The organism is Coriobacteriaceae bacterium (assembly GCA_025992855.1).
In the GTDB taxonomy this organism is placed as follows: domain Bacteria; phylum Actinomycetota; class Coriobacteriia; order Coriobacteriales; family Coriobacteriaceae; genus Collinsella.
Genome location: DAJPGB010000001.1, coordinates 1,695,367 through 1,717,657, shown reverse-complemented (window position 1 = coordinate 1,717,657; position 22,291 = coordinate 1,695,367). Strand labels below are relative to the sequence as shown.

General features: G+C 60.3%; 21 protein-coding genes. 18 read left to right on the top strand and 3 right to left on the bottom strand.

Annotated elements, in window-relative coordinates; all coding sequences use genetic code 11:
- The first annotated feature begins 115 nt into the window (after positions 1-115).
- The 17 genes from rplS to OIL88_07260 all read left to right on the top strand — a co-directional run bounded on the left by rplS (position 116) and on the right by OIL88_07260 (position 17,070).
- Positions 116-457: a 50S ribosomal protein L19 gene (gene rplS, locus OIL88_07340; protein ID HJI72173.1), complete on the top strand. Its 342-nt coding sequence runs from the start codon at positions 116-118 to the stop codon at positions 455-457.
- 93 nt (positions 458-550) lie between these two features.
- Positions 551-1,339, top strand: a complete 789-nt coding sequence (locus tag OIL88_07335) for a ribonuclease HII (protein ID HJI72172.1) — start codon at positions 551-553, stop codon at positions 1,337-1,339.
- 189 nt (positions 1,340-1,528) lie between these two features.
- Entirely contained in the window at positions 1,529-2,014 is a 486-nt protein-coding gene (locus OIL88_07330) for a YraN family protein (protein HJI72171.1), read from the top strand.
- On the top strand, positions 2,014-3,537 hold the full coding sequence (locus tag OIL88_07325; protein ID HJI72170.1) for a YifB family Mg chelatase-like AAA ATPase: 1,524 nt from the start codon (positions 2,014-2,016) through the stop codon (positions 3,535-3,537). Before OIL88_07330 ends, OIL88_07325 begins: the two co-directional genes overlap by 1 nt.
- Positions 3,534-4,469, top strand: coding sequence for a DNA-protecting protein DprA (locus OIL88_07320; GenBank protein ID HJI72169.1), 936 nt, complete (start codon positions 3,534-3,536; stop codon positions 4,467-4,469). Before OIL88_07325 ends, OIL88_07320 begins: the two co-directional genes overlap by 4 nt.
- Before the next feature lie 14 nt (positions 4,470-4,483).
- Complete coding sequence (gene trmFO, locus OIL88_07315; protein ID HJI72168.1) at positions 4,484-5,821, top strand: methylenetetrahydrofolate--tRNA-(uracil(54)-C(5))-methyltransferase (FADH(2)-oxidizing) TrmFO; 1,338 nt, start codon at positions 4,484-4,486, stop codon at positions 5,819-5,821.
- Positions 5,818-6,738 carry a tyrosine recombinase gene (locus tag OIL88_07310; GenBank protein ID HJI72167.1) on the top strand — a complete coding sequence of 307 codons (921 nt, stop codon included), beginning with the start codon at positions 5,818-5,820 and terminating at the stop codon, positions 6,736-6,738. Before trmFO ends, OIL88_07310 begins: the two co-directional genes overlap by 4 nt.
- Before the next feature lie 219 nt (positions 6,739-6,957).
- The gene (gene rpsB / locus OIL88_07305; GenBank protein ID HJI72166.1) at positions 6,958-7,686 is read left to right on the top strand and encodes a 30S ribosomal protein S2; all 729 of its coding nucleotides are present in this window, start codon (positions 6,958-6,960) and stop codon (positions 7,684-7,686) included.
- 45 nt (positions 7,687-7,731) lie between these two features.
- Positions 7,732-8,601: a translation elongation factor Ts gene (gene tsf / locus OIL88_07300; protein ID HJI72165.1), complete on the top strand. Its 870-nt coding sequence runs from the start codon at positions 7,732-7,734 to the stop codon at positions 8,599-8,601.
- 117 nt (positions 8,602-8,718) lie between these two features.
- Positions 8,719-9,441, top strand: coding sequence for a UMP kinase (gene pyrH, locus OIL88_07295; GenBank protein ID HJI72164.1), 723 nt, complete (start codon positions 8,719-8,721; stop codon positions 9,439-9,441).
- A gap of 2 nt (positions 9,442-9,443) precedes the next feature.
- The gene (gene frr / locus OIL88_07290) at positions 9,444-9,980 is read left to right on the top strand and encodes a ribosome recycling factor (protein HJI72163.1); all 537 of its coding nucleotides are present in this window, start codon (positions 9,444-9,446) and stop codon (positions 9,978-9,980) included.
- A gap of 1 nt (position 9,981) precedes the next feature.
- Complete coding sequence (locus OIL88_07285; protein HJI72162.1) at positions 9,982-10,776, top strand: isoprenyl transferase; 795 nt, start codon at positions 9,982-9,984, stop codon at positions 10,774-10,776.
- 2 nt (positions 10,777-10,778) lie between these two features.
- On the top strand, positions 10,779-11,678 hold the full coding sequence (locus tag OIL88_07280) for a phosphatidate cytidylyltransferase (GenBank protein HJI72161.1): 900 nt from the start codon (positions 10,779-10,781) through the stop codon (positions 11,676-11,678).
- Positions 11,678-12,865: a 1-deoxy-D-xylulose-5-phosphate reductoisomerase gene (gene dxr / locus OIL88_07275; protein HJI72160.1), complete on the top strand. Its 1,188-nt coding sequence runs from the start codon at positions 11,678-11,680 to the stop codon at positions 12,863-12,865. The genes OIL88_07280 and dxr overlap by 1 nt, the downstream gene beginning before the upstream one ends.
- Positions 12,866-12,890: 25 nt before the next feature.
- Positions 12,891-14,252, top strand: coding sequence for a site-2 protease family protein (locus OIL88_07270; GenBank protein HJI72159.1), 1,362 nt, complete (start codon positions 12,891-12,893; stop codon positions 14,250-14,252).
- A gap of 13 nt (positions 14,253-14,265) precedes the next feature.
- A complete protein-coding gene (gene ispG, locus OIL88_07265) occupies positions 14,266-15,348 on the top strand; it encodes a flavodoxin-dependent (E)-4-hydroxy-3-methylbut-2-enyl-diphosphate synthase (protein ID HJI72158.1) in 1,083 nt (360 codons plus the stop codon).
- The gene (locus OIL88_07260; GenBank protein HJI72157.1) at positions 15,349-17,070 is read left to right on the top strand and encodes a proline--tRNA ligase; all 1,722 of its coding nucleotides are present in this window, start codon (positions 15,349-15,351) and stop codon (positions 17,068-17,070) included. It abuts the gene before it with no gap.
- A gap of 179 nt (positions 17,071-17,249) precedes the next feature.
- Here the strand turns inward: OIL88_07260 and OIL88_07255 are convergent, their stop codons facing one another.
- The 3 genes from OIL88_07255 to rpmB all read right to left on the bottom strand — a co-directional run bounded on the left by OIL88_07255 (position 17,250) and on the right by rpmB (position 21,253).
- On the bottom strand, positions 17,250-18,014 hold the full coding sequence (locus OIL88_07255; protein ID HJI72156.1) for an aminoglycoside phosphotransferase family protein: 765 nt from the start codon (positions 18,012-18,014) through the stop codon (positions 17,250-17,252).
- Positions 18,015-18,102: 88 nt separating this feature from the next.
- Positions 18,103-20,751 (bottom strand): bifunctional acetaldehyde-CoA/alcohol dehydrogenase, encoded by a 2,649-nt coding sequence (adhE, locus tag OIL88_07250; protein HJI72155.1) that lies wholly within the window; start codon positions 20,749-20,751, stop codon positions 18,103-18,105.
- Between the two features lie 313 nt (positions 20,752-21,064).
- The gene (gene rpmB / locus OIL88_07245; GenBank protein HJI72154.1) at positions 21,065-21,253 is read right to left on the bottom strand and encodes a 50S ribosomal protein L28; all 189 of its coding nucleotides are present in this window, start codon (positions 21,251-21,253) and stop codon (positions 21,065-21,067) included.
- Between the two features lie 451 nt (positions 21,254-21,704).
- Here rpmB and pyrR point away from each other — a divergent pair, with 451 nt between their 5' ends.
- Positions 21,705-22,289 carry a bifunctional pyr operon transcriptional regulator/uracil phosphoribosyltransferase PyrR gene (gene pyrR / locus OIL88_07240; GenBank protein ID HJI72153.1) on the top strand — a complete coding sequence of 195 codons (585 nt, stop codon included), beginning with the start codon at positions 21,705-21,707 and terminating at the stop codon, positions 22,287-22,289.
- Positions 22,290-22,291 lie beyond the last annotated feature (2 nt).

The window sequence follows — 22,291 nt, the reverse complement described above, 5'->3', positions numbered from 1 at the left end:
CTGCGTAAAAAAATGTTCTTGCAGCAGAAACCCGCGCGTGTATACTCGAATACGTTTGTTCAACTACGTGCCGGCCAAGGTGGTACGGCACCTCTAGAAGAGTAAGGAATTGCACATGGATTACATCCGCGCAATCGAGCGTCAGCAGATCCGCGAGGACATTCCTCAGGTTCGCGTCGCCGACAACGTCAAGGTTCACTACCGCATTAAGGAAGGCGACCGCGAGCGCATTCAGGTCTTCCAGGGCGACGTCATCCGCATGGCCGGCGCCGGTGCCCGCGAGACCTTCACCGTCCGCAAGATGTCCTTCGGTGTCGGTGTTGAGCGTACCTTCCCGCTTCACAGCCCCAAGATCGCCAAGCTCGAGGTCGTCCGTCATGGTCGCGTCCGTCGCGCCAAGCTGTACTACCTCCGCGACAAGGTGGGCAAGGCTGCTCGCATCCCCGAGAAGCGCTAAGAAGATCGCAGCGTCTGTCCACTCGTTTGGACACAAGGGTCACCTTCGGGTGGCCCTTCTTTTTATCTGATTTGCATGCAAGGAGGGCCTGGTATGGCCAATATGACGAGCTCGGTTTCGGCATCGCAGGTTGCCGGTGAGTTGGCGAGCGCTACGTTTGAGGAGATCCCCGCCCTCGTGGAGCATTATCGCGAGGACCCGCGCCAACAGGTGATCAAGGCTTGCGAGCGTGCTCTTAAGCGCCATGCCAAGGAACTTGCCGAGCGCGAGCGCGTCAATGACATGTACGAGCTTATGCATGAGCTTGGCGGCGATGGGGTAGTCGTTGGTGTCGACGAGGTGGGTCGCGGATCGGTGGCCGGTCCTTTGACGGTATGCGCTGTCTGCCTTCCTATGGAGCCGCGCGTCTGGGGCATCAACGATTCCAAAAAGCTCACGCCGGCGCGCCGCGAGTTGCTCTCAGTGAAGATTGCCGAGGTGGCGACGGCAATTGGTTTTTGCCATATCGCGCCTAAGGATATCGATGAGATGGGCATGGCCCGCGCCATTCGAGCCGCTGTCGCGGGCGCCGTGGCCGATACGGGGCTCGAGCCCGATTGCGTGCTTATGGACGGTAACCCCTTGGGCGCCGTTCCCAACGAGCGCGACGTGGTGAAGGGTGATGCCAAAATCGCCTGCATCGCCGCGGCGTCCATCATGGCCAAGGTCACGCGTGACGAGATGATGGTCGAGTACGACGCCGAGTATCCCGAGTACCATCTGGCCGAGTCGAAGGGCTATGCAAGCCCCGAGCATATCGAGGCCATTCGCAAACATGGACTTTGTCCACTGCACCGCGTGAGCTTTTGCGGAAACTTTCTGCAGACTGAGCGCCTTTTCTAGGTCAATTGTGGAGACAGGGACCTCAGGGGTTTTATAAACCTGCTGGTAGCGGGCCGTATGCAACACCATTGCTGCGTACGGCCCGTTTTTTGACGGCATTTGGTCAGCTTTTGGTTTGCTTCCGGTACTTACCCGCATGAAAGGTGCCCTCATCATCGGGGCAATGCAGCGTGCGGGAAAGGAGACCCCATGAGTGCCGCAAGCAAAAAGAGCAAGACGCAGCAGCTCAAGGAGCGTTGGGAAAACGGCGAGCTCGACTGCGGGGCGATGACGCCCGAGTTTATCAAGGGACTCAGTCCCCGCGAGCTGGGCATGCTGGGCGAGCTGATCACCATCGACTACTTTAACGAGCGCGGCTACACCTTGCTGGAGCAGGGTTATCGTTGCACCGAGGGCGAGGCCGATCTGGTGCTGCTCGATGAGCTCGACGATGTCGTGGTGATGGCCGAGGTCAAGACCAGACGCGTCGCACTGGATTGCAGCACGCGGGTCTTTCCCGAGGAGGCCGTGGACGCCCAAAAGCAACGCCGCTACCGCCGCATCGCAAGTTGCTATCTCATGGAGCATTATCCGCTCAAGGCGATTCGCTTCGATGCCGTGGGTGTCACCATTCGCGGCGGGCATATCGCCGAGATCGAGCATCAGTACAACGCGTTCGATTGGCAGGTGTCGTGATGGCGTTCGAGACGTTTGCCGTTCACGCGGCCTGCATCCGTGGCGTCGAGGCGATTCACGTCACGGTCGAGGTCTCGCTTGCCGGTGGTGTTCCGGGCATCCAAATGCTCGGCATTCCGAGTATGGAGGTGATGGAGTCACGCGGTCGTATTCGCTGCGCGATGCGCTCCGCCGGGTTCGAAATCCCGCGCTCGGGCATTACGGTCAATCTGGCGCCTGGCGATATTCGCAAGACCGGTAGCGGCTTTGATCTGCCCATCGCCATCGCGGTTCTGGCGGCCGATGGGCAGATTCCCCGTGACAACCTCGATCGCTGCCTTATCGCCGGCGAGCTCGGCTTGGACGGTACGGTGCTTCCCGTCAAGGGCGAGGTGGCGTTTCAGCTATTGGCGCGTGATATGGGGCTGTCCTTTATCGCCGGCAGGTCCGATCAGCATGTGCCGCTTGCGGGCGTGGATTGCGGATTTATCGATCATTTGTCTCAGCTTGCCCATGGCATGGGCGATGCCGCGCGGCACTACTTGGATTCTGAAGTGCTCGAGGCGACCTTTGAGCCCGAACTCGACTATGCCGACGTACTGGGGCAGGAGGTCGCCAAGCGCGGCATGGCACTGGCGGCAGCGGGTGAGCTCGGTTTGCTTATGATCGGGTCCCCGGGATCGGGCAAGACGATGCTCGCGCGTCGTATGACCGGCATCCTGCCCGAGCTTTCCGTTGAGGATCAACAGGAGGCGCTGTGCATCCATTCGGTTTTGGGTGAGAACATTGATGGCTTGTTGGCGGGGCACCGGCCCTTCCGCAGTCCCCATCACAGTATTTCGACCGCAGGTCTTATCGGCGGTGGGCGCCCGGTGCACCCGGGTGAGATCAGCCTTGCTCATGGCGGCGTGCTCTTTTTGGACGAGCTTGCTGAGTTTCCCACGGGTGTGCTGCAGACGCTGCGTCAGCCCATCGAGCGCGGCTATGTGAGGATCGTGCGCGTCGACGGGGCCTTTACCTTCCCGTCGCGCTTTCAGCTGCTGGCTGCGAGCAATCCCTGCCCCTGCGGCTTTTTGGGCGATCGTGAGGTACCGTGCCGCTGCTCGGCGGCGATGGTCGAGCGCTATCGGTCTAAACTGCGCGGTCCTTTGGCCGACCGTATCGACATGATGATCGATGTGACCCGTCCCGACCCTCAGGTGATTATCGAGGGCGCGGAGGGTATGTCGTCAGCTGAGTTACGTGACTACGTTGTGTGCGGTCGCGCTTTTCGCGCTTGGCGCGAATCCCGTATGGACGATGCGGATGCCGAGGCCGAGGATGACGAGACACGGTCCATTGACGGCGTCGTTTCGACCTTTGAGCTCGATGGTGCGGCGGAGAAGTGTGTGCTCGGCCTGTCCAAACGCACGCATCTCACGGGCCGCGGCATCGTGCGCCTGGTGCGTATCGCGCGTACAATCGCTGACGTCGCCGAGAGCGAGCAGGTGACGCAGGACCATGTGCTCGAGGCGGCGATGTACCAGGGAAGGAGGGACCAATGATAGCCGAGGGGACCTTTGAGCTGCATCCAGGTGATACGTTGTATCCCGAGACCGTATTGGAGCTTTCTGATGTACCCCAGACGCTTTATGTGCGTGGCAATCCCGAGGTGCTTTCGACACCCGCGCTCTCCATCATCGGCGCGCGCAAGGCCTCGCCGTATGGTCTTGCCGTGGCAGAGCTTGCGGCAAAGGTGGCGGTCGAGGCGGGAGTGACGGTAGTTTCGGGCGGCGCGGTCGGTTGTGACCAGGCCTCGGGTTGGGCTGCGGTCAACGCCGGCGGCAAACACGTCGTGGTGCTGGGGACGGGCGCCGACGTGGTCTACCCGCGTTCGAGCGCGGGGCTTATTATGCGCACGCTCGATACGGGTGGCGCGGTCGTGTCGATCTCTCCGTGGGGCATGGGTCCGCGCAAGTTTGCCTTTCCGCGCCGCAATCGCGTGATCGCGGCCCTGTCGCAAGCCCTCTTTGTTTCCGAGGCGGGTATGCCTTCCGGGACGTTTTCTACAGCCGAGGCTGCTATGGATTTGGGGCGCGAACTTCTTGTCGTGCCGGGGTCGATCCTATCGCCCGAGTCGCGTGGCACGAATTACCTCATTGCGAACGGTGCCTGCTGCATCATCGACGAGGAATCTATCGAGATGGCTATCTCACGCATCTACGGCACCCTGCGCTACTCGCGCCCCGATGCTCCCGGCATTGCCGACCTGGATCCAACACAGCAGACCGTGATGCATGCGCTCATCGCCTCTCCGCTCAAGGTCGACGACATCGCGGCGCTCGTCTCGCTCGATGCTGTCGGCGTACTCAAACTCTTGGGTTCGCTTGAACTCGAGGGCCTTATCGAGCGCATGATGGATGGAAGGTATGCGCCCTCCAAGTTTGCCCTTCACGCCCAGACGCCCTTCGGTCACAATGGAAAACGTGTCAATTAGAAAGGTGTTTGCAGATGCAGTTCGATCAGGTGACGGTTATCGGTGGCGGTCTGGCGGGTTCGGAATGCGCGATCCAGCTGGCAGACCGCGGTTTTGCCGTAAAGCTGTGCGAGATGCGCCCCCAGGTTAGCTCCCCGGCTCACCATACCGATCACTTGGCAGAGCTCGTCTGCTCCAATTCGTTTAAGTCGACCCGTCCGGATTCCGCGGCTGGTTTGCTGAAGGCCGAGCTTAAGCGCATGGGTTCAGTCCTGCTCGATTGCGCCCATCGCGCGGCTGTTCCCGCCGGCGGTGCCCTGGCGGTCGACCGCGTCAAGTTTTCCGAGCTTGTCGAGGCCGAGGTTGCCGCCCGTCCCAATATCGAGGTCGCGCACGGCGAGGTCACGCAGATTCCCGAGGGACACGTGGTCATTGCCGCGGGCCCGCTGTGTTCACCGGCGCTGAGCGAAGAGGTCATGAAGCTCGTCGGTGGCGACGCCCTTGCGTTCTTCGATGCCGCGGCGCCGATCGTCGATGCCTCCACGCTCGATATGGACGTGCTGTTTTCGCAGTCGCGCTACGAGGAGCAGGGGAGCGGCGACTATCTCAACGCTCCGCTCAACAAGGAGGAGTACGAGGCCTTTATCGAGGCACTTACCACGGCCGACCGCGTGGTGCTCAAAGACTTTGAGGGCGGCGATCTGTTCCAGGCCTGCCAACCTGCCGAGGAAGTTGCGCGTACCGGCAAGGACGCCATTCGCTTTGGCGCCATGAAGCCCGTCGGCCTCACCGACCCGCGTACCGGACGTCGCCCCTGGGCGGCGATTCAGCTGCGTGCCGAGAACAAGGAGAAGACCGCCTATAACCTGGTGGGCTTCCAGACCAACCTGACCTTTGGCGAGCAGAAGCGCGTCTTCCATATGGTGCCGGGCCTGGAGAACGCTGAGTTCTTCCGCTACGGTGTCATGCACCGCAATACCTTTGTCGACGCCCCGCACGTGCTCGATGGCACCTTTGCCGTGCCCGGTACCGGCGTGCGCCTGGCCGGTCAGATCACCGGCACCGAGGGGTACATGGAAGCCGTGGCGACCGGTCTGCTCGCGGCGCTCAACACCTATGCCGAGGCTATCGGTGTCGCGGGCGTCGAGTTGCCGCGCGTGGGCGCCCTGGGTGCGCTCGTGGGCTATGCGACCGATCCTGCCACCGTGGGCTATCAGCCTATGCATGTCAACTTTGGCCTGGTGCCGCCACTCGAGGATGGTAAGCGCCGCAGCAAGCGCGACCGCTACCAGGCCTATGCGGACCGTGCGCTCGAGGCCCTTGATGCCTATCTGGCCACTCGTCCTGATCTGTTTGGAGGCGACCGGTCATAGCCTTTGACCTGTACGACACCGTCGACTCGTTTATCGCCTATATCTCACGTGTCGAGGGACTTTCTCCCAACACGGTGACGGCCTACGGCTCGAGGCTGGAGCGCTTTGCTGCCTGGTGCGAGCGCGAGGATATCGATGCTTTCGCTGCCGACGTGCGCACCATTCGCCGCTATCTTGCCGAGCTTTCGCGTGAGCAGGTGGCTCCCCGAACGCTTGCGGCGCATCTGTCGGCTATCCGATCGCTCTATCGATGGATGGCTGCCGAGGGGGTCGTGGAGGGCGATGTGGTCTCGGCAATTTCCTCGCCCAAGCTCCCGCGCGATCTACCCGGTGTGCTGACGACCCAACAGGTGGAGGCGCTGCTCAAGACGCCTGATACCTCAACACCCGCGGGACTGCGCGATGCGGCGATGCTCGAGCTGCTCTATGCCTCGGGCGCCCGTATCTCTGAGCTCGCAGCACTCAATGTGGAGTCCATTGCGAGGTCCGAACGCACGCTGCGCCTGTGGGGCAAGGGGAGCAAAGAACGTATCGTCCCTCTGTATCGTCGTGCGCTCGAGGCGACGCGTCTCTATATTGAGGAGGGGAGGCCGGAGTTGCTCGCTCAGGCAAAGCGTCGTGACCCCGCTACCGGGCCGCATCCGCTGCTTATATCGGCGCGCGGTAATCGCATGAGTGCCGCCATACTCAGGCGGCGGTTTCATATGTTGGCGACGCTCGCCGGCATTCCGGCCGACATCGCCCCGCATGCGATGCGCCATACCTTTGCGACCGACTTGCTCGAGGGCGGCGCGGACCTGCGCTCGGTTCAAGAGCTGCTGGGTCATGCGAGCCTGTCCACGACGCAGATCTACACGCATCTCACACCCGATCGGCTCAAACGTGCCGTGGCTCAAGCCCATCCCCGAGGCGAATAGTGGCTGGGACGTCCCGCGCCGCACTAAGGTGTGTGGTTTTGATTGCGGGTTGGCATGAAGAAGCATTCCTGCTATCATTCATCGGGTTGCTTCACGGCAACATGTTTTTATCACGCACGCGCGGCTACTTCATACCGTGGTGCCCGGGCTTTGGTAGCACATGTCCGGGTTGGTTTTGGAGGATGACCCCGCGCGGAGGCAAACCACAGGAGGTTTAACATGGCTACCAAGATTAATATCCGCACCCTGCTCGAGGCCGGCTGCCACTTCGGTCACCAGACCCGTCGCTGGAACCCCAAGATGAAGCCGTTCATCTTCGGTGAGCGCAACGGCATCTACATCCTTGACCTCAAGCAGACCATCCTCGACGCCGACCAGGCCTATACTTTCGTCAAGAACGTCGCCAAGGGCGGCAACGTGCTGTTCGTCGGCACCAAGAAGCAGGCTCAGGAGGCCGTCAAGAACGCTGCTGAGCGCGCCAACATGCCTTACATCAACCAGCGTTGGCTCGGCGGTATGCTGACCAACTTCGTTACCATCCGCTCCCGCATCAACCGCATGGAGGAGCTCGAGGCCATGGTCGAGGACGGCCGCATGGCAGTGCTCCCCAAGAAGGAGCAGGCTGTTCTCGGTAAGGAGCTCACCAAGCTCCAGACCAACCTCGGTGGCGCCCGCGACATGAAGGGTCTGCCCCAGGCTCTCTTCGTCATCGACACTAAGCGCGAGGAGAACGCCATCAAGGAGGCTCAGCGCCTGAACATCCCCGTCGTCGCTCTGATCGACACCAACTCCGATCCCGACGAGGTCGAGTACGGCATCCCCTGCAACGATGACGCTATCTCCGCTGTCACCCTTATGTGCGAGCTCATGGCTGACGCCTGCCTCGCTGGCTCCGGTAAGGAGCAGGTCTCCGAGGCCGAGATGGCCGCTGAGCCCAAGGCCGAGTAAATCAGTCTTAGTTAATTCTTTTTCATCTCTTTGAAAGGAACCACAATGGCCCAGATTACCGCCGCTATGGTCAAGCAGCTCCGCGAGATGACCGACTCCCCGATGATGGAGTGCAAGAAGGCTCTCGTCGAGGCTGACGGCGACATGGACGCCGCTGTCGACGTTCTGCGCAAGAACGGCCTCGCCAAGGCTGCTAAGAAGGCTGGCCGCGAGACCAACGAGGGCGCTGTAGCCGCGTTCGTCTCCGAGGATGGCAAGACCGGCGCTCTGCTTGAGCTCTCCTGCGAGACCGACTTCGTTGGCTCCAACGCCAAGTTCACTGGCTTTGCTTCCAAGGTCGCTGAGGTTGTCGCTACCACCGAGCCTGCTGACGTCGACGCTCTGCTCGAGAAGCCGATGGGCGAGGAGACCGTTTCCTCCGAGCTCACCGAGATGATTCACATCATGGGCGAGAACATGAAGATCTCCCGCTTCGCTGCCCGCAAGGCCGAGAACGGCGCGCTCGCTTCTTACATCCACATGGGTGGTAAGATCGGCGTCCTCGTCGAGTTCGCCTTCGAGAAGGCCGAGACCGCTCAGGCTGAGTCCTTCAAGACCTTCGCTCACGACGTTGCCCTTCAGGTTGCCGCCGTCGCCCCGATCTGCGCTACCCGCGATCAGGTTCCGGCCGAGACCGTCGAGCACGAGAAGCAGATCTACATGGCTCAGGCTGCCGAGTCCGGCAAGCCCGAGGCTATCCAGGAGAAGATGGCTGTCGGCCGTCTGGAGAAGTTCTACAAGCAGTCCGTGCTCACCGAGCAGGAGTTCATCAAGGACAGCTCCCTCACCATCAAGAAGTACGCTGAGCAGGTCTCCAAGGAGCTCGGCGACACCATTACCGTCGTTGCCTTTGACCGTCTGGTCCGTGGCGAGTAAATAAGCTCTTGTAGCTGGTAATGAGCAGGCTGTGGGTTTTACTCACAGCCTGCTTTTTCATGGCTCTTATCAGAGCCTTTGATATCATATTGAGAGTCTAATTAAAGGAGGATCGCTTTGTCCGACATCCGATATAAACGCGTGCTTCTTAAGCTTTCCGGCGAAGCACTGATGGGCGACGGCCAATATGGCATTGACCCCAAGGTTACCGACCATCTTGCCAAGCAGGTCAAGGAGCTGCTCGCCGTTGGCCATGAGGTCGGCGTCGTTGTCGGCGGCGGCAATATTTTCCGCGGCATGGCAGGCGCTGCCGGTGGCATGGAGCGTGCTCAGGCCGACTACATGGGCATGCTGGCAACCGTTATGAACGCGCTCGCCCTGCAGGATGCCTTCGAGCATAACGATGTTCCCTGCCGCGTGATGAGCGCTATCCAGATGAACGAGATCTGCGAGCCCTATATTCGCCGTCGCGCTATCAACCACCTTTCCAAGGGCAACGTTGTTATTTTTGCCGCCGGTTCGGGTAATCCGTACTTTACGACCGACACCGCCGCGGCTCTTCGTGCGTGCGAGATCGGCGCCGAGATTCTGATTAAAGCCACCAAGGTTGACGGCATCTACGACAAGGATCCCGTCAAGTGCGCCGATGCCGTCCGTTTTGACAAGATTACCTATCACGAGGTTCTCGTTCGCGGCCTGCAGGTTATGGATTCCACAGCTACGGCCCTGTGCCAGGATAACCGTATGCCTATTTTGGTCCTCAACATCGATGGCGAGGACACCGTCAAACGCGCGCTCGCGGGTGAGCCCGTCGGCACGCTCGTCTATCAGGAGGATTAAGCATGGCAGAGAACATCACCGCCCATATGGACAAGTCGCTCGAGTCCCTCAAGCATAACTTCTCCAAGGTCCGTACCGGTCGCGCCAACGCCAACATTCTGTCCGACATCACCGTCGATTATTACGGTGTCCCCACGCCGGTCACGCAGGTTGCCGCCGTCAAGACCCCCGAGGCTCACATGCTGCTCATCGAGCCGTGGGACAAGGCCCTCATCAACGCTATCGTCAAGGCCATCGGCGCTTCCGATCTGGGTATTACCCCCAACTCCGATGGCACCGTCGTTCGTCTTCCGTTCCCGGCTCCCACTGAGGAGCGCCGTCGCGAGCTCGTCAAGGAGTGCCGCGAGTACGCCGAGCAGGCCAAGGTGTCTATCCGTAACATCCGTCGCGACTTTAACAACAAGCTCGAGCGCGATGAGGAGCTCACCGAGGACGATGTCCGTCGCGAGCAGGCCAAGGTCCAGAAGCACACCGATGAGTATGTCGCCAAGGTCGAGGAGCTTCTGAAGGAAAAAGAAGCCGAGGTCATGGAGATCTAAGGTGCAATACGACGAGCATAAACTGGTCGAGTACTTTGCCGACGCCCCTGCGGGCGTCGGTTTTTCCGACCTTGACCTCAATAACATTCCGCACCATATCTCGTGCATCATGGACGGCAACGGTCGTTGGGCCACGTCGCGCGGTCTTGCGCGCACTGAGGGCCACAAGGCGGGTATCGTCTCCCTTCGCGAGATCATTACCGCCTGCGTGCGCCTGGGCGTCGACGTGCTTTCTGCCTATGCGTTTTCTACCGAAAACTGGAACCGTCCGCAGCATGAGGTCAACGTCTTGATGCATCTGTTTGCCAAGACGTTTATCGACGAGCTGCCTCTTCTGAAGCGCGAAAACGTGCGCGTTGTTTTTTTGGGTGACATTTCCGCACTGCCCAAGAAGACCCGCGACGTTTTTGAACGCGGTCTTGCCGAGTGCGCCGATCACACCGGTATGACGCTGGCGCTTGCCGTCAACTACGGCGCGCGTGCCGAGATTACCCGCGCTGTCCGTCAGATTGCACTCGACGCTGCCGCCGGTAAGATCGATCCTGCCGCAATTGATGACGACATGGTGGCTTCCCACCTCTATACTGCCGGCCTTCCCGATCCTGAGCTTGTGATTCGCACCTCTGGTGAGCTGCGCCTTTCGAACTATCTGCTGTGGCAGGTGGCTTATTCCGAATTCTACGTCACCGATACCTATTGGCCCGACTTTGATCGTTGGGGCCTTGTCGACGCCATTTTGGCCTATCAGGGCCGTGACCGTAGGTTTGGTGGACTGAGCAAGACCGAGGAGGCTTAATCGTGTCCGATCGTCCCAAGGCATCTGCTCCCAAGACGCCTGCGCGCAAAGCTGCCACTGCGGGAGCGCCTGCAGCGAAGAGCGGCACCGGTTCGTGGCTGGCGGGCTTTATTACCCGTGCCGCCGCCGGTATCGTCTACGCCGTTGTCTTTATCCTGTGCCTGGTTTTGGGTATCGTGCCCACGGCCATCTTTGTTTCTGTCATGAGCGGTCTGTGCTGCTATGAGTTTTTCCGTATGACAAGGCTCGATGGCAAGATGGCTAACGAGCGCATGGGTATCGCTGCCGCCGTACTCTTTCCGCTGTCGGCGTTGGGCGATTCGATGTTGCTGAATGCCCTGCTTTTTGCCCTGATGCTCGCTGTGGGCATTTGGTATGTCTGGTCGCCGCGTACCCGCATCTCTGATGTGGCAGTGACGCTCATGGGTCCCATCTACACTGGCTTTATGCTGTCGGCTATCGTGCTGCTGCGCGATGCCGTGCCCGGTTTTGCCGGTGCCCTGCTTTCAGTGGGCGTTTGCGCGTCCCTTTGGGTCTCCGATTCGTTTGCCTACATCGTGGGCAGCCGTATCGGCAAGCACAAGATGGTTCCTAAGATTTCTCCCAAAAAGAGCTGGGAGGGGTTTGTCGGCGGCATCCTGGGCTCGGTTTTGATTTGGCTCATCCTGTGGGCGACGCACTTCTACAAGCTCAGCCTGTCCTATGCGCTGCTGTGCGGCGTGGTCGTGTCCATTCTGGGCGTTATCGGCGACCTTATCGAGTCGCGCATCAAGCGCGGTGTGGGCGTCAAGGATTCCGGCAACCTTATCCCGGGCCACGGCGGCATGCTCGATCGTAGCGATTCGCTTATCTTCGGCTGCATCACCGCGCAGCTGTTGCTGATGATCGGAGGCGTGCTGTAATGTCCTTCCAGACGACGTATGGCTCCGATGGACGTCTCCGCGTTGCCATCCTGGGCTGTACAGGCTCTATCGGCACCCAGGCGCTCGATGTGTGCCGCCAGCAAGCCGATCGCCTGCAGGTGACGGCGCTGTCCGTTAACTCCAGTACCTCCGAGCTCGTTGCCGCTGCCCGTGAGTTCTCGGTTCCGGCGGTTGCCGTGGCCGATGCCGCTCATGGCGATGACGCCGTGCTGCAGGAGTTGCCCGAGGGAACGAAGCTCGGCGTTGGCGCGCAGGCGGTTTGCGAGCTCGCGCGTCGCGACGATGTCGACTGCGTGCTCGTCGCTATTGTGGGCGCCGCCGGTCTCGAGGCGAGCCATGCGGCCTTGACCTCGAATAAGCGCCTTGCCCTTGCCAACAAGGAGTCCCTCGTCGTCGGTGGCGACTTGCTTATGCCGTTGGCACAACCGGGCCAGCTTATTCCGGTCGACTCTGAGCATTCCGCCATCTACCAGTGCTATCTGGGGGAGAACCCGCGCGAGGCCCACTGCATTTGGCTCACCTGCTCGGGCGGTCCGTTCTTTGGCCGCACGCGCGACGAGCTCGATCGCGTGACGCGTGCCGATGCCCTCGCGCATCCCACGTGGGCCATGGGTGCCAAGATCACCATTGACTCCGCCACCCTCATGAACAAGGGCCTGGAGCGCATTGAGGCCATGCATCTGTTTAACTGCGACCTCGATTTCATTAACGTGGTCGTGCAGCGTCAGTCCAAGATTCACTCTATGGTCGAGTTCGCCGACGGCTCCGTGATGGCGCATCTCGGTGCATCCGACATGCGTATTCCCATCCAGTTCGCGTTCTCGTATCCCGAGCGTTGGGATACCCCGGCGCCTCGTATCGATTTCCGCGAGCTGGGGCAGCTCACGTTTGATGCTGCCGACATGGATACCTTCCGCTGTCTGGCATTGGCCGAGCGTGCCGGCAAGACGGGTGGCACCATGCCGTGCGTGCTCAATGCCGCCAACGAGGTTGCCGTCGATGCCTTCCTGCACGATGGCTGCAGCTTTACCGATATCGATCGCATTGTGGAATCCTGCATGGACGCCCACGATATGCAGGCGGTCGATTCGTTTGAGCAGCTTCGCGACATCGATGCGTGGGCGCGTGAAAAGGCTGCGCAGGCGCTCGCCGCAACCCGTTCCTAACCCATAAGGATTGCTTTTTCGTTTTATGGATACTGTTCTGAGCGTTCTCTCATCGGTCTTTTGGGGCCTGCTGATGCTTTCCGTCCTCGTGTTTTTGCACGAGGGCGGCCACTTTTTGGCGGCGCGTGCCTGCGGCGTCCGTGTGACCGAGTTCTTTTTGGGTCTGCCGTGCCGCTTTGACATCCATTACACGTCGCGTCGCATTGGAACCAAGTTTGGCGTGACCCCGCTGCTGCTGGGTGGCTACGCTGCCATCTGCGGTATGGATCCGACCGATGTCTCGTGCGCCGATCGCGTGCTCGCGGCTATCTATCGTCATGGTCGCGTGACCGTGGCCGACCTTGCTGTCGAGCTCGAGCTTTCCGAGGAGGATGTGCTCGAGGCATGCGCCCTTTTGCTGGGCTGGGGCTCCATCGCGCCCTGGTATGAGGAAGGGGAGAAGCCCTCGCCGAGCTACTATCCCACCAAATATCAGACGTTGCCGCGAGACACGGCAGGCTATACCACCTTTGATGGTCGCCGTTTCGATCGCGAACATGCGACTGCCGAGGGCGATGTGTGGGAGCTGCCGTGCGGCGAGGCCGAGTTCCTTGCGCAAGAGCGCTCGCACACCTATCTTGGCCAAGGCTTTCTCAAGCGCGCCTTTATGCTGCTCGCGGGCATTATCGTCAATATCTTGACGGGTTTTTTGCTCCTTATGAGCATCTATTCCATTGCGGGTGTCACCGTGCCGATGGATACCAACGTGATCGGTCAGGTTGACGAGGGGTCTATTGCCGCCAAAGCGGGTATCGAGGGCGGTGACGCGATTCTTTCGGTTGACGGAGTATCGTGCTCTACCTGGATTGACGTTTACGATGCCATCGGCAAGGCTGCCGGTAAGGACGATATCGCCATCGAGTACGAGCGTGACGGCAAGCAGCATTCGACCACGGTTGCGCTCAAAGAGGACGAGCGCCTAGGTGTGTATGCCTCTACGCAGGTGGTCCGTTTAGACCCCATCACGTCGGCTCGCCTGTCGTTCTCCTACGTCGTGCAGACAGCGGAGGGCGTGATGCGCCTGCTCCAGCCGCAGCATACGATGGAGATTCTCGATCAGTCTTCTTCGGTCGTGGGTATTAGCGTTATGTCCTCACAGGCTGCTGCTGCCGGCCCTGCCGCGTTCCTTTCGTTTGCCGCCCTCATTTCGTTCTCGCTTGGCTTTATGAACCTGCTGCCCATCCCACCACTCGATGGCGGCAAGCTGGTCATCGAGATCATTCAAAAGATTGCGGGCCGCGAGCTGCCACTCAAGGTCCAGACGATTGTGAGCTATGTGGGCATCGCGCTCTTTGCGCTTCTGTTTGTCTATATGCTTCGTTCCGACATCCTTCGATTTATTCTGTAGGGGAGTGTTTGGATTGTCTTTATCCCATCCTTTGCCTCGCGAGTTGACGCGCCCCGTGCATGTGGGCGGCGTGCAGATCGGTGGTGGCGCTCCGGTCGTGGTTCAGTCTATGACCTGCACCGATACCGCTGATGCCCAGGCAACGCTTGCGCAAGTGTGCGCGTTGGCGCAGGCTGGCTGCGATATCGTGCGCGTGAGCGTGCCTACCGAGGCTGCGCTCGAGGGCTTTCGCACGATTTGTTCCGAGTCTCCGGTGCCGATTGTCGCCGATATCCACTTTAACCATAAGCTCGCCATTGGCGCTGTCGAGGCTGGTGCCTCCAAGCTGCGCATCAACCCCGGCAATATCGGCGATTGGGCCAAGGTTGACGCTGTCATCGATGCCGCGGGTGCCGCGGGCTGCGCGATTCGCATTGGCGTGAACGCGGGCTCGCTTGAGCAAGATATTGCCGAGCGCGACGACCTCACGCAGCCCGAAAAGCTCGTGATGTCGAGCGAGCGCTTTGTGCGGCACTTTGAGGACCGTGGGTTTACCAACATCGTGCTATCCGCCAAGGCCCATAGCGTACAGACGACGCTTGATACCTATCGCGCCCTGTCGCGCGAGATACCGCATGTTCCGCTCCACCTGGGCGTGACGGAGGCGGGGACCAAGCTTCAGGGCACCATCAAGAGCTCTGTAGGCTTGGGTATCTTGCTTTCCGAAGGCATCGGCGACACCATGCGTGTGTCGCTCACGGCCGATCCGGTTGAGGAGCCGCCGGTCGCCTGGGGAATTTTGCAGTCACTGGGCCTGCGTCGCCGTGGTCCCGAGATTGTCTCTTGCCCCACGTGCGCCCGCTGCCAGGTTAACCTGATTCCCATCGCCGAGGAAGTAACCGAGCGGCTTAAGAACTATGCCGCGCCGCTTTCGATTGCCGTCATGGGATGTGCCGTTAATGGCCCCGGTGAGGCTTCTGATGCCGACCTGGGCGTTGCTTGCGGACGTGGTCAGGCCTTGCTCTTTTCGCATGGCCAGATCATTGGTAAAGTAGCTGAGGACCAAATTGTCGACGCGCTTATGGCCGAGGTCGACAAGCTTATTGAGGAGAAGTAAATGACTCGAGCAATGTATATGTCTAAGCTCTATGCGCCGACGCTTAAAGAGGATCCGGCGGACGCTGAGCTCGCCAGCCACCGCCTGTTGCTCCGTGCCGGCATGATCCGCAAGGAGGCCGCCGGCCTGTATTCCTATCTGCCGCTTGCTTGGCGCTCGATCCGCAAGATTGAGAACATCGTGCGCGACGAGATGGACGCTGCCGGCGCCCAGGAGCTTATGATGCCCATCATGGTCGATGCCGAGCTGTGGCGTGAGTCCGGCCGTATCGATGCCTATGGCAAGGAGCTTGTGCGCTTTGATGACCGCCACGGCCGCGAGTTTGTGCTCGGACCCACGCACGAGGAGACTGTGACTGCCCTGGTGCGCAATGAGTTGCGTTCCTACAAGCAGCTGCCAGTGAACCTCTATCACATCCAGGATAAGTTCCGCGACGAGTTCCGTCCCCGTTTTGGCCTGATGCGCGGTCGCGAGTTCATCATGAAGGACGCCTACAGCTTCTCTGCTACGCAGGAGAGCCTGCAGGAGGAGTACGACAAGATGAAGCAGGCCTATGCCAACATTTGCGAGCGCTGCTACATCAAGGCTCTGCCCGTTGTCGCCGACTCCGGCGAGATCGGTGGCGATACCTCCGTCGAGTACATGGCTTTGGCCGACGCCGGCGAGGCTTCGCTGGTCTACTGCGACGATTGCGGCTTTGCTGCCGATGACGAGGCGGCAAGCACCAAGGTCGTCGTGACCGAGGGTCCCGGCGACGGTACGCTCACCAAGGTCGAGACTCCGGGCATGGGTACCATCGAGGCCGTTGCCAAGTTCTTTGGCTTCCCCGAGAACGGTACGCGAAAGTCGCTGGCGTTGATCGATGCCGAGGGCAAGCCAGTCGTGGCCATTGTCCCGGGCGACCACGAGCTCAATGACTGCAAGGCCGAGCACGTCTTTGGCAAGGGCTATCGCATGATGACCGACGAGGAGCTCCAGACCTACGGTCTGCACAAGGGCTTTATCGGACCGGTTAACTTGCCCGAGGGCATCCGTCTGGTGTGCGACGAGAGCCTGCGCGAGTCCAAGCAGTGGGCCTGCGGTGCCAACGAGGTCGATTATCACTTTACCGGTGCCTGCCCCGAGCGCGACTTTACCGTCGATGAGTGGGCAGATCTGGTCACCGTCGTTGCCGGCGATCCCTGCCCGCACTGCGGCAAGCCGCTCTCTGCTGCCCGCGGCATCGAGGTCTCTCAGGTGTTCCAGCTGGGCACCAAGTACTCCGAGGCCATGGGTGCCACCTTTATGGACGAGGACGGCAAGGAAAAGCCGCTTATCATGGGTTGCTACGGCGTGGGCGTTTCTCGCTCGCTCGCTGCCGTCGTGGAGCAGCACAACGACGAGCACGGCATCGTCTGGCCGGTCTCCGTTGCCCCGTACGAGGTTGCGGTGATTCCGCTCGACCCCAAGAAGGAGGAGTGCGCTTCCGTCTGCGAGCAGATTGTTGATGGCCTGTGCGCCGAGGGTATCGAGGTCGTCGTCGACGACCGCGATGAGCGTCCCGGTTTTAAGTTTGCCGATAACGACCTCATGGGCTTCCCGTATCAGGTGGTTCTGGGCAAGCGCGGCCTTAAGAATGGCACCGTTGAGCTCAAGGACCGTGCCACGGGCGAGCGCGAGGACGTGGCGATCGACGAGGTCGTCGCCAAGGTCGCCGAGCTCGTGAAGGCAGCCCGCCGCTAATCGACGATTTCGCTTGTAGTTCGATATGTGGGACGGCCTTGCATTTATCCAGATTGGGGAGATGCAGGGCCGTCCTTTTATCTTGTCGGCGTGCTCAATCGCCAAAAGGAAACCCCACAGCCCATATGAGCTGCGGGGTTTTTCCTTGTGCCTCCGATGCGAAATAAATCGCTCAGATATTACTGATAATCGACGACGTCGATCCAGTTCTTCAGGAACTCATCGTTCACGTTGCGCTTACGAGCGAGCTCGGAAGCGGCGACGATGCTCGTCCACTGACGCACGACCTGCATGGGCATGTCGGCGCGGTCGCAGTAGAGCTCCAGGTAGGCCTCAGCCTGGTCCTTGCTGTTGAGGGCGAAGAGCAGGTAGGTGGTGGCAACGTCGGCAGCAGGGGAGCCCTGGGTGGCGTGTGCCCAGTCGCACACATAGAGCTGGCCGTCGTCGCCGACGATGACGTTGGAGGGGTTGAAGTCGCCGTGGCAGACCTTGAACTCCTTGGTCATGCCGTCCAGACGCTCCTGAAGGTTGTAGCGCGTGGTGGCATTGAGCTGATCAAGGCTGTCGATCATACGGGCGAACTTGTCGCGCTGACGGTTGAGCAGCGGGGAGGTGTAGCCGTGGATTTCAATCTGAAGGTCGACGAACATCTCGAGGTACTCACCAAAGCGCTGGGGCTCGGCAGTCATCTTCTCGGCAAGGGTGGTGCCCGGAACCTTCTCGGTCACGAGCGCCCAGCCGTTGGCGTTCTCGAGCTGGGAAACCTCGAGAGCCTTGGGGCTGCGGATGCCGCACTCATTGATGCGGGCAAGATTCAAAGCCTCGTTGAACACGTCGGAGACAGGCTTGGTCTCGTTAAAGACCTTGACGATCTTGTCGCCCAGGTCGTAAACGACCTTGTTGCCACGGCGGACGAGCTCGGTCTTGGAATCGGGTAGCAGCATGGTTGCATCCTTTCAACGATGCGATAGAAGCGACGGCGGGGGTGTGTGAAACACCCGTGCACCCCCGCCGTTAAAAACCGTGCTAAAACTAGCAGACGGCGTAGTCCTGAGGCTCGCGGCCGTAGTAGGCGTCCAGGTAGAGCTCCTTGATCTCGCTCATGAGCGGGTAGCGCGGGTTGGCGCCGGTGCACTGGTCGTTGAATGCCTGCTCGGTCATCTCGTCGAGGGTGTCGAGGAAGTACTGCTCGTCAACACCGTAGTCGGCGATGGTCTTCTTGACGCCGATGAAGTCCTTGAGCTCCTCGAGCTTCGTGATGAAGTTCTCGAAGACCTCCTTGTCGTCCTTGCCCTCGATGCCGCAGTACTTGGCCATCTCGGCGTAGTTGTGCAGTGCGTTGGGGTAAGGATACTGGGAGAAGGTACCCATCTTGACGGGAGCCTCGGCGGCGTTGTAGCGCATGACGCGGGTCAGGATGACGGCGTTGGCGAGGCCGTGGGGCAGGTGATGGAAAGCGCCGAGCTTGTGAGCCATGGAGTGGTTGAGGCCCAGGAAGGCGTTGGCGAAGGCCATACCGGCCATGCAGGAGGCGTTGTGCATCTCCTCGCGGGCATGCGGGTCCTTGGCGCCGTTCGTGAAGCTGGAGGGCAGGTTCTCGAAGACGAGCTTAGCAGCGCGCTCGGAGAGGCCCTTGGTGTAGTCGGAAGCCATGATGGAGACGTAGGACTCGATGGCGTGGGTCATGACGTCGATGCCGGAGGCAGCGGTCAGGCCGCGCGGGGCGGTCATGCAGTTGTCGGCGTCAACGATAGCCATGTTGGGGAGCAGCGCGTAGTCGGCGAGCGGCCACTTGATGCCGGTCTCCTTGTCGGTGATGATGGCGAACGGCGTGCACTCGGAGCCGGTACCCGAAGAGGTCGGGACGGCGACGAAGTAGGCCTTCTTGCCCATCTCGGGGAAAGTGAAGATACGCTTGCGGATGTCCATGAAGTCCATGGCCATGTCCTCAAACTTGCACTCGGGGTGCTCGTACATCATCCACATGATCTTGCCGGCGTCCATAGCGGAGCCACCGCCGACGGCGATGATGACGTCCGGCTCAAAGAGAGCCATCTGCTTGGCGCCGCGACGTGCGCACTGCAGCGACGGATCGGGCTCGACGTCGTAGAAGCAGTCGTGGGCGATGCCCATCTCGTCGAGCTTGGCCTCGATGGCGCGGGTGTTGCCATTCTTGAAGAGGAACTGGTCGGTGACGATGAAGGCGCGCTTCTTGCCCATGACGGTACCGAGCTCGTCGAGGGCGACGGGCGTGGAACCCTTCTTGAAGTAGACCTTCTCGGGAGCGCGGAACCACAGCATGTTCTCACGGCGCTCGGCCACAGTCTTAACGTTGATCAAGTGCTTCACCCCAACGTTCTCGGAGACGGAGTTGCCGCCCCAGGAGCCGCAGCCCAGGGTCAGAGACGGCTTCATGCCAAAGTTGTACAGGTCACCGATGCCGCCGTGCGAGGACGGGGTGTTGATGACGATACGGCAGGCCTTCATGACGTGCTCGAACAGGCTGATCTTCTCGGCCTGGGCGGGGTGCACGTACAGAGAGGCGGTGTGGCCCGGGCCACCGGCGAGCACCAGGTGCTCGGCCTTGTCGACGGCCTCCTGGAAGTCCTTGGCGTGATACATGGCCAGGACCGGGGAGAGCTTCTCGTGGGAGAACTCCTCCTTGGCGGGGTCGGTGGAGGTGACCTCGGCGATCAGGATCTTGGTCTTGGCGGGAACCTCGATGCCGGCGAGCTCAGCGATCTTGGCAGCAGCCATGCCGGGGATGCGGTGATCGAGGGCGCCATTCTTGAACATGGCGGCACGCAGGGCCTCCATCTCGGCACCCTGCTTGACGAAATAGCAGCCGCGCTTCTGGAACTCGGCCTTAACCTGGTCATAGATGGTGTCGATGACGGTCACGGACTGCTCGGAAGCGCAGATCATGCCGTTGTCGAAGGTCTTGGAGTGGATGATGGAGTTGACGGCGAGCAGCACGTCGGCGGTGTCGTCGATGACGACCGGGGTGTTACCGGCGCCAACGCCCAGGGCGGGCTTGCCCGAGGAGTAGGCGGCCTTGACCATGCCCGGGCCACCGGTGGCGAGGATGATGTCGACGTCGCGCATGACCATGTTGGTCAGCTCGATGGAGGGGACATCGACCCAGCCGATGATACCCTCGGGGGCGCCGGCCTTGACGGCGGCGTCAAGCACGAGCTTGGCGGCGGCGATGGTGCACTTGGCGGCAGCCGGGTGCGGGGAGATGATGATGCCGTTGCGGGTCTTCAGGCTGATCAGCGTCTTGAAGATCGCAGTGGAGGTGGGGTTGGTCGTCGGGATGACGGCGCCCACGATACCGATGGGCTCGGCGATCTTGGTGATGCCATAAGCCTCGTCGCGCTCCAGGACACCACAGGTCTTGGTGTTCTTGTAAGCGTTGTAGATGTACTCTGCGGCGTAGTGGTTCTTGATGACCTTGTCCTCAAGAACGCCGCGGCCGGTCTCCTCGATGGCCATCTTCGCCAACGGGATACGAGCCTTGTTGGCGGCCATGGCGGCCTCATAGAAGATCTTGTCGACCTGCTCCTGCGTGTACGTAGCAAAAAGCGCCTGGGCCTCTCGCATCTGAGCGAGCTTAGCCTCAAGCGCCTCTACGTTGTCCACAATTGCGGGAGTAGTGTTTTCCGGTGACTTTTTCACCATTTGTGTCTCCTTGCGATCGGAGATTTACCCTACGCCTTGCATGATAGCAAGAAATTATTCGGCGAACGGTCAGATTCCTCTAAAAGGCACACTAAAACGCTTCAATAAACTGAAGCGTTTTAACTAAACTGTCTACCAGTGCATCGCCCCGCTCATTGGGGACAGGCTTACACGGGTGTTTTCGCTCATATAAGTCTGTCCCCAATGAGTGCAAAAAGGCGCCCTCCGTAGGGGAGGGCGCCTTTGGTAAGTTCTATATGAACGCGAGGTCTTTGACCCGGAGAGTCCGAGGTACTTGTTGGTAAGACCTTATTTAGGAGCGCGCAACCTTGCCAGACTTGAGGCAGGTGGAGCAAACGTTCATCTTGCGACGGTGACCATCGACGACGACGTAGACGCGCTGGATGTTGGGGCGGAACTTACGGTTGGTGACGCGGTGAGAGTGGCTGATGGAGCGACCGGCAACGGGGTGCTTACCGCAAACTTCGCAAACTTTGGACATAACTGACCCTCCTTGGGCGACAAACGAACATGTCGCGTTAACAAACAAGCCTGAACTATAGCACAGAAGTCACTCCCTGTGCGCAATCTACACAGAGATATTCCTCTTTTGGCGATAGTGCCCACGCCACGGCCCTGGACGTAGATCCGATTTGCGTGCAGCAGGGGGGATTATGCCAGCTCGTGCGTGCGTTTTCAAGCTCGTCCCACAAATATATATAGGTTTATTGAGCGTAGGGCTCCGTTTACGGATTGCTCTGTATTTATGCTCGCAATTAAGCTCAAGGTTGGCTACACTATCCCTTGACCATTAAAGGGGTACGAGATACCCACATGGAATTACATAGCTGCCAAAGAGCAGCCCTTCCTGTGGGTGTCTGGTCCGCTTTGAGCGGTCGGGCATCTATTTTTTTGACTGTGTCAGCAGTCAAGACATGTGAGGAAGGAGATCGATGGGCACGACTTCCCCCAAGGCGGTCATCATGGACGAGACCGCCGTCAATCGAGCGATGACCCGCATCGCGCACGAGATTCTCGAGCGCAACGAGGGCTGTGAAGACCTCGCTCTGGTCGGCATCGTCACGCGCGGCGACCTTCTGGCAAAGAAGCTCGCCGAGGAGATCAAGGAGATCGAGGGCGTCGACGTTCCGCTCGGCAGCCTCGACATCAGCTTCTATCGCGATGACTATGCGACCAATTTCGCTCCCGCGATCCACGCCACCAACATTCCCTTCAGCGTCGACGGCAAGCGCGTCGTGCTGGTGGACGACATCCTGTATACGGGTCGTACCATTCGCGCCGCTCTGGACGCCGTCATGGACCTGGGCCGTCCGAGCCGCATCGAGCTGGCGGTCCTCGTTGACCGCGGCCACCGTGAGCTCCCCATCTCGCCGGACTTTGTCGGCAAGAACGTTCCCTCGTCGCATGAGGAGAACGTGCACCTATATATGAAGGAAGTCGACGGCCACACCGCTGTCGAGATTAACGACGTCGCGCCGGGTTCCCATGTGGGCTCCGCGCCGCTGGGAGGTGAGTAGTA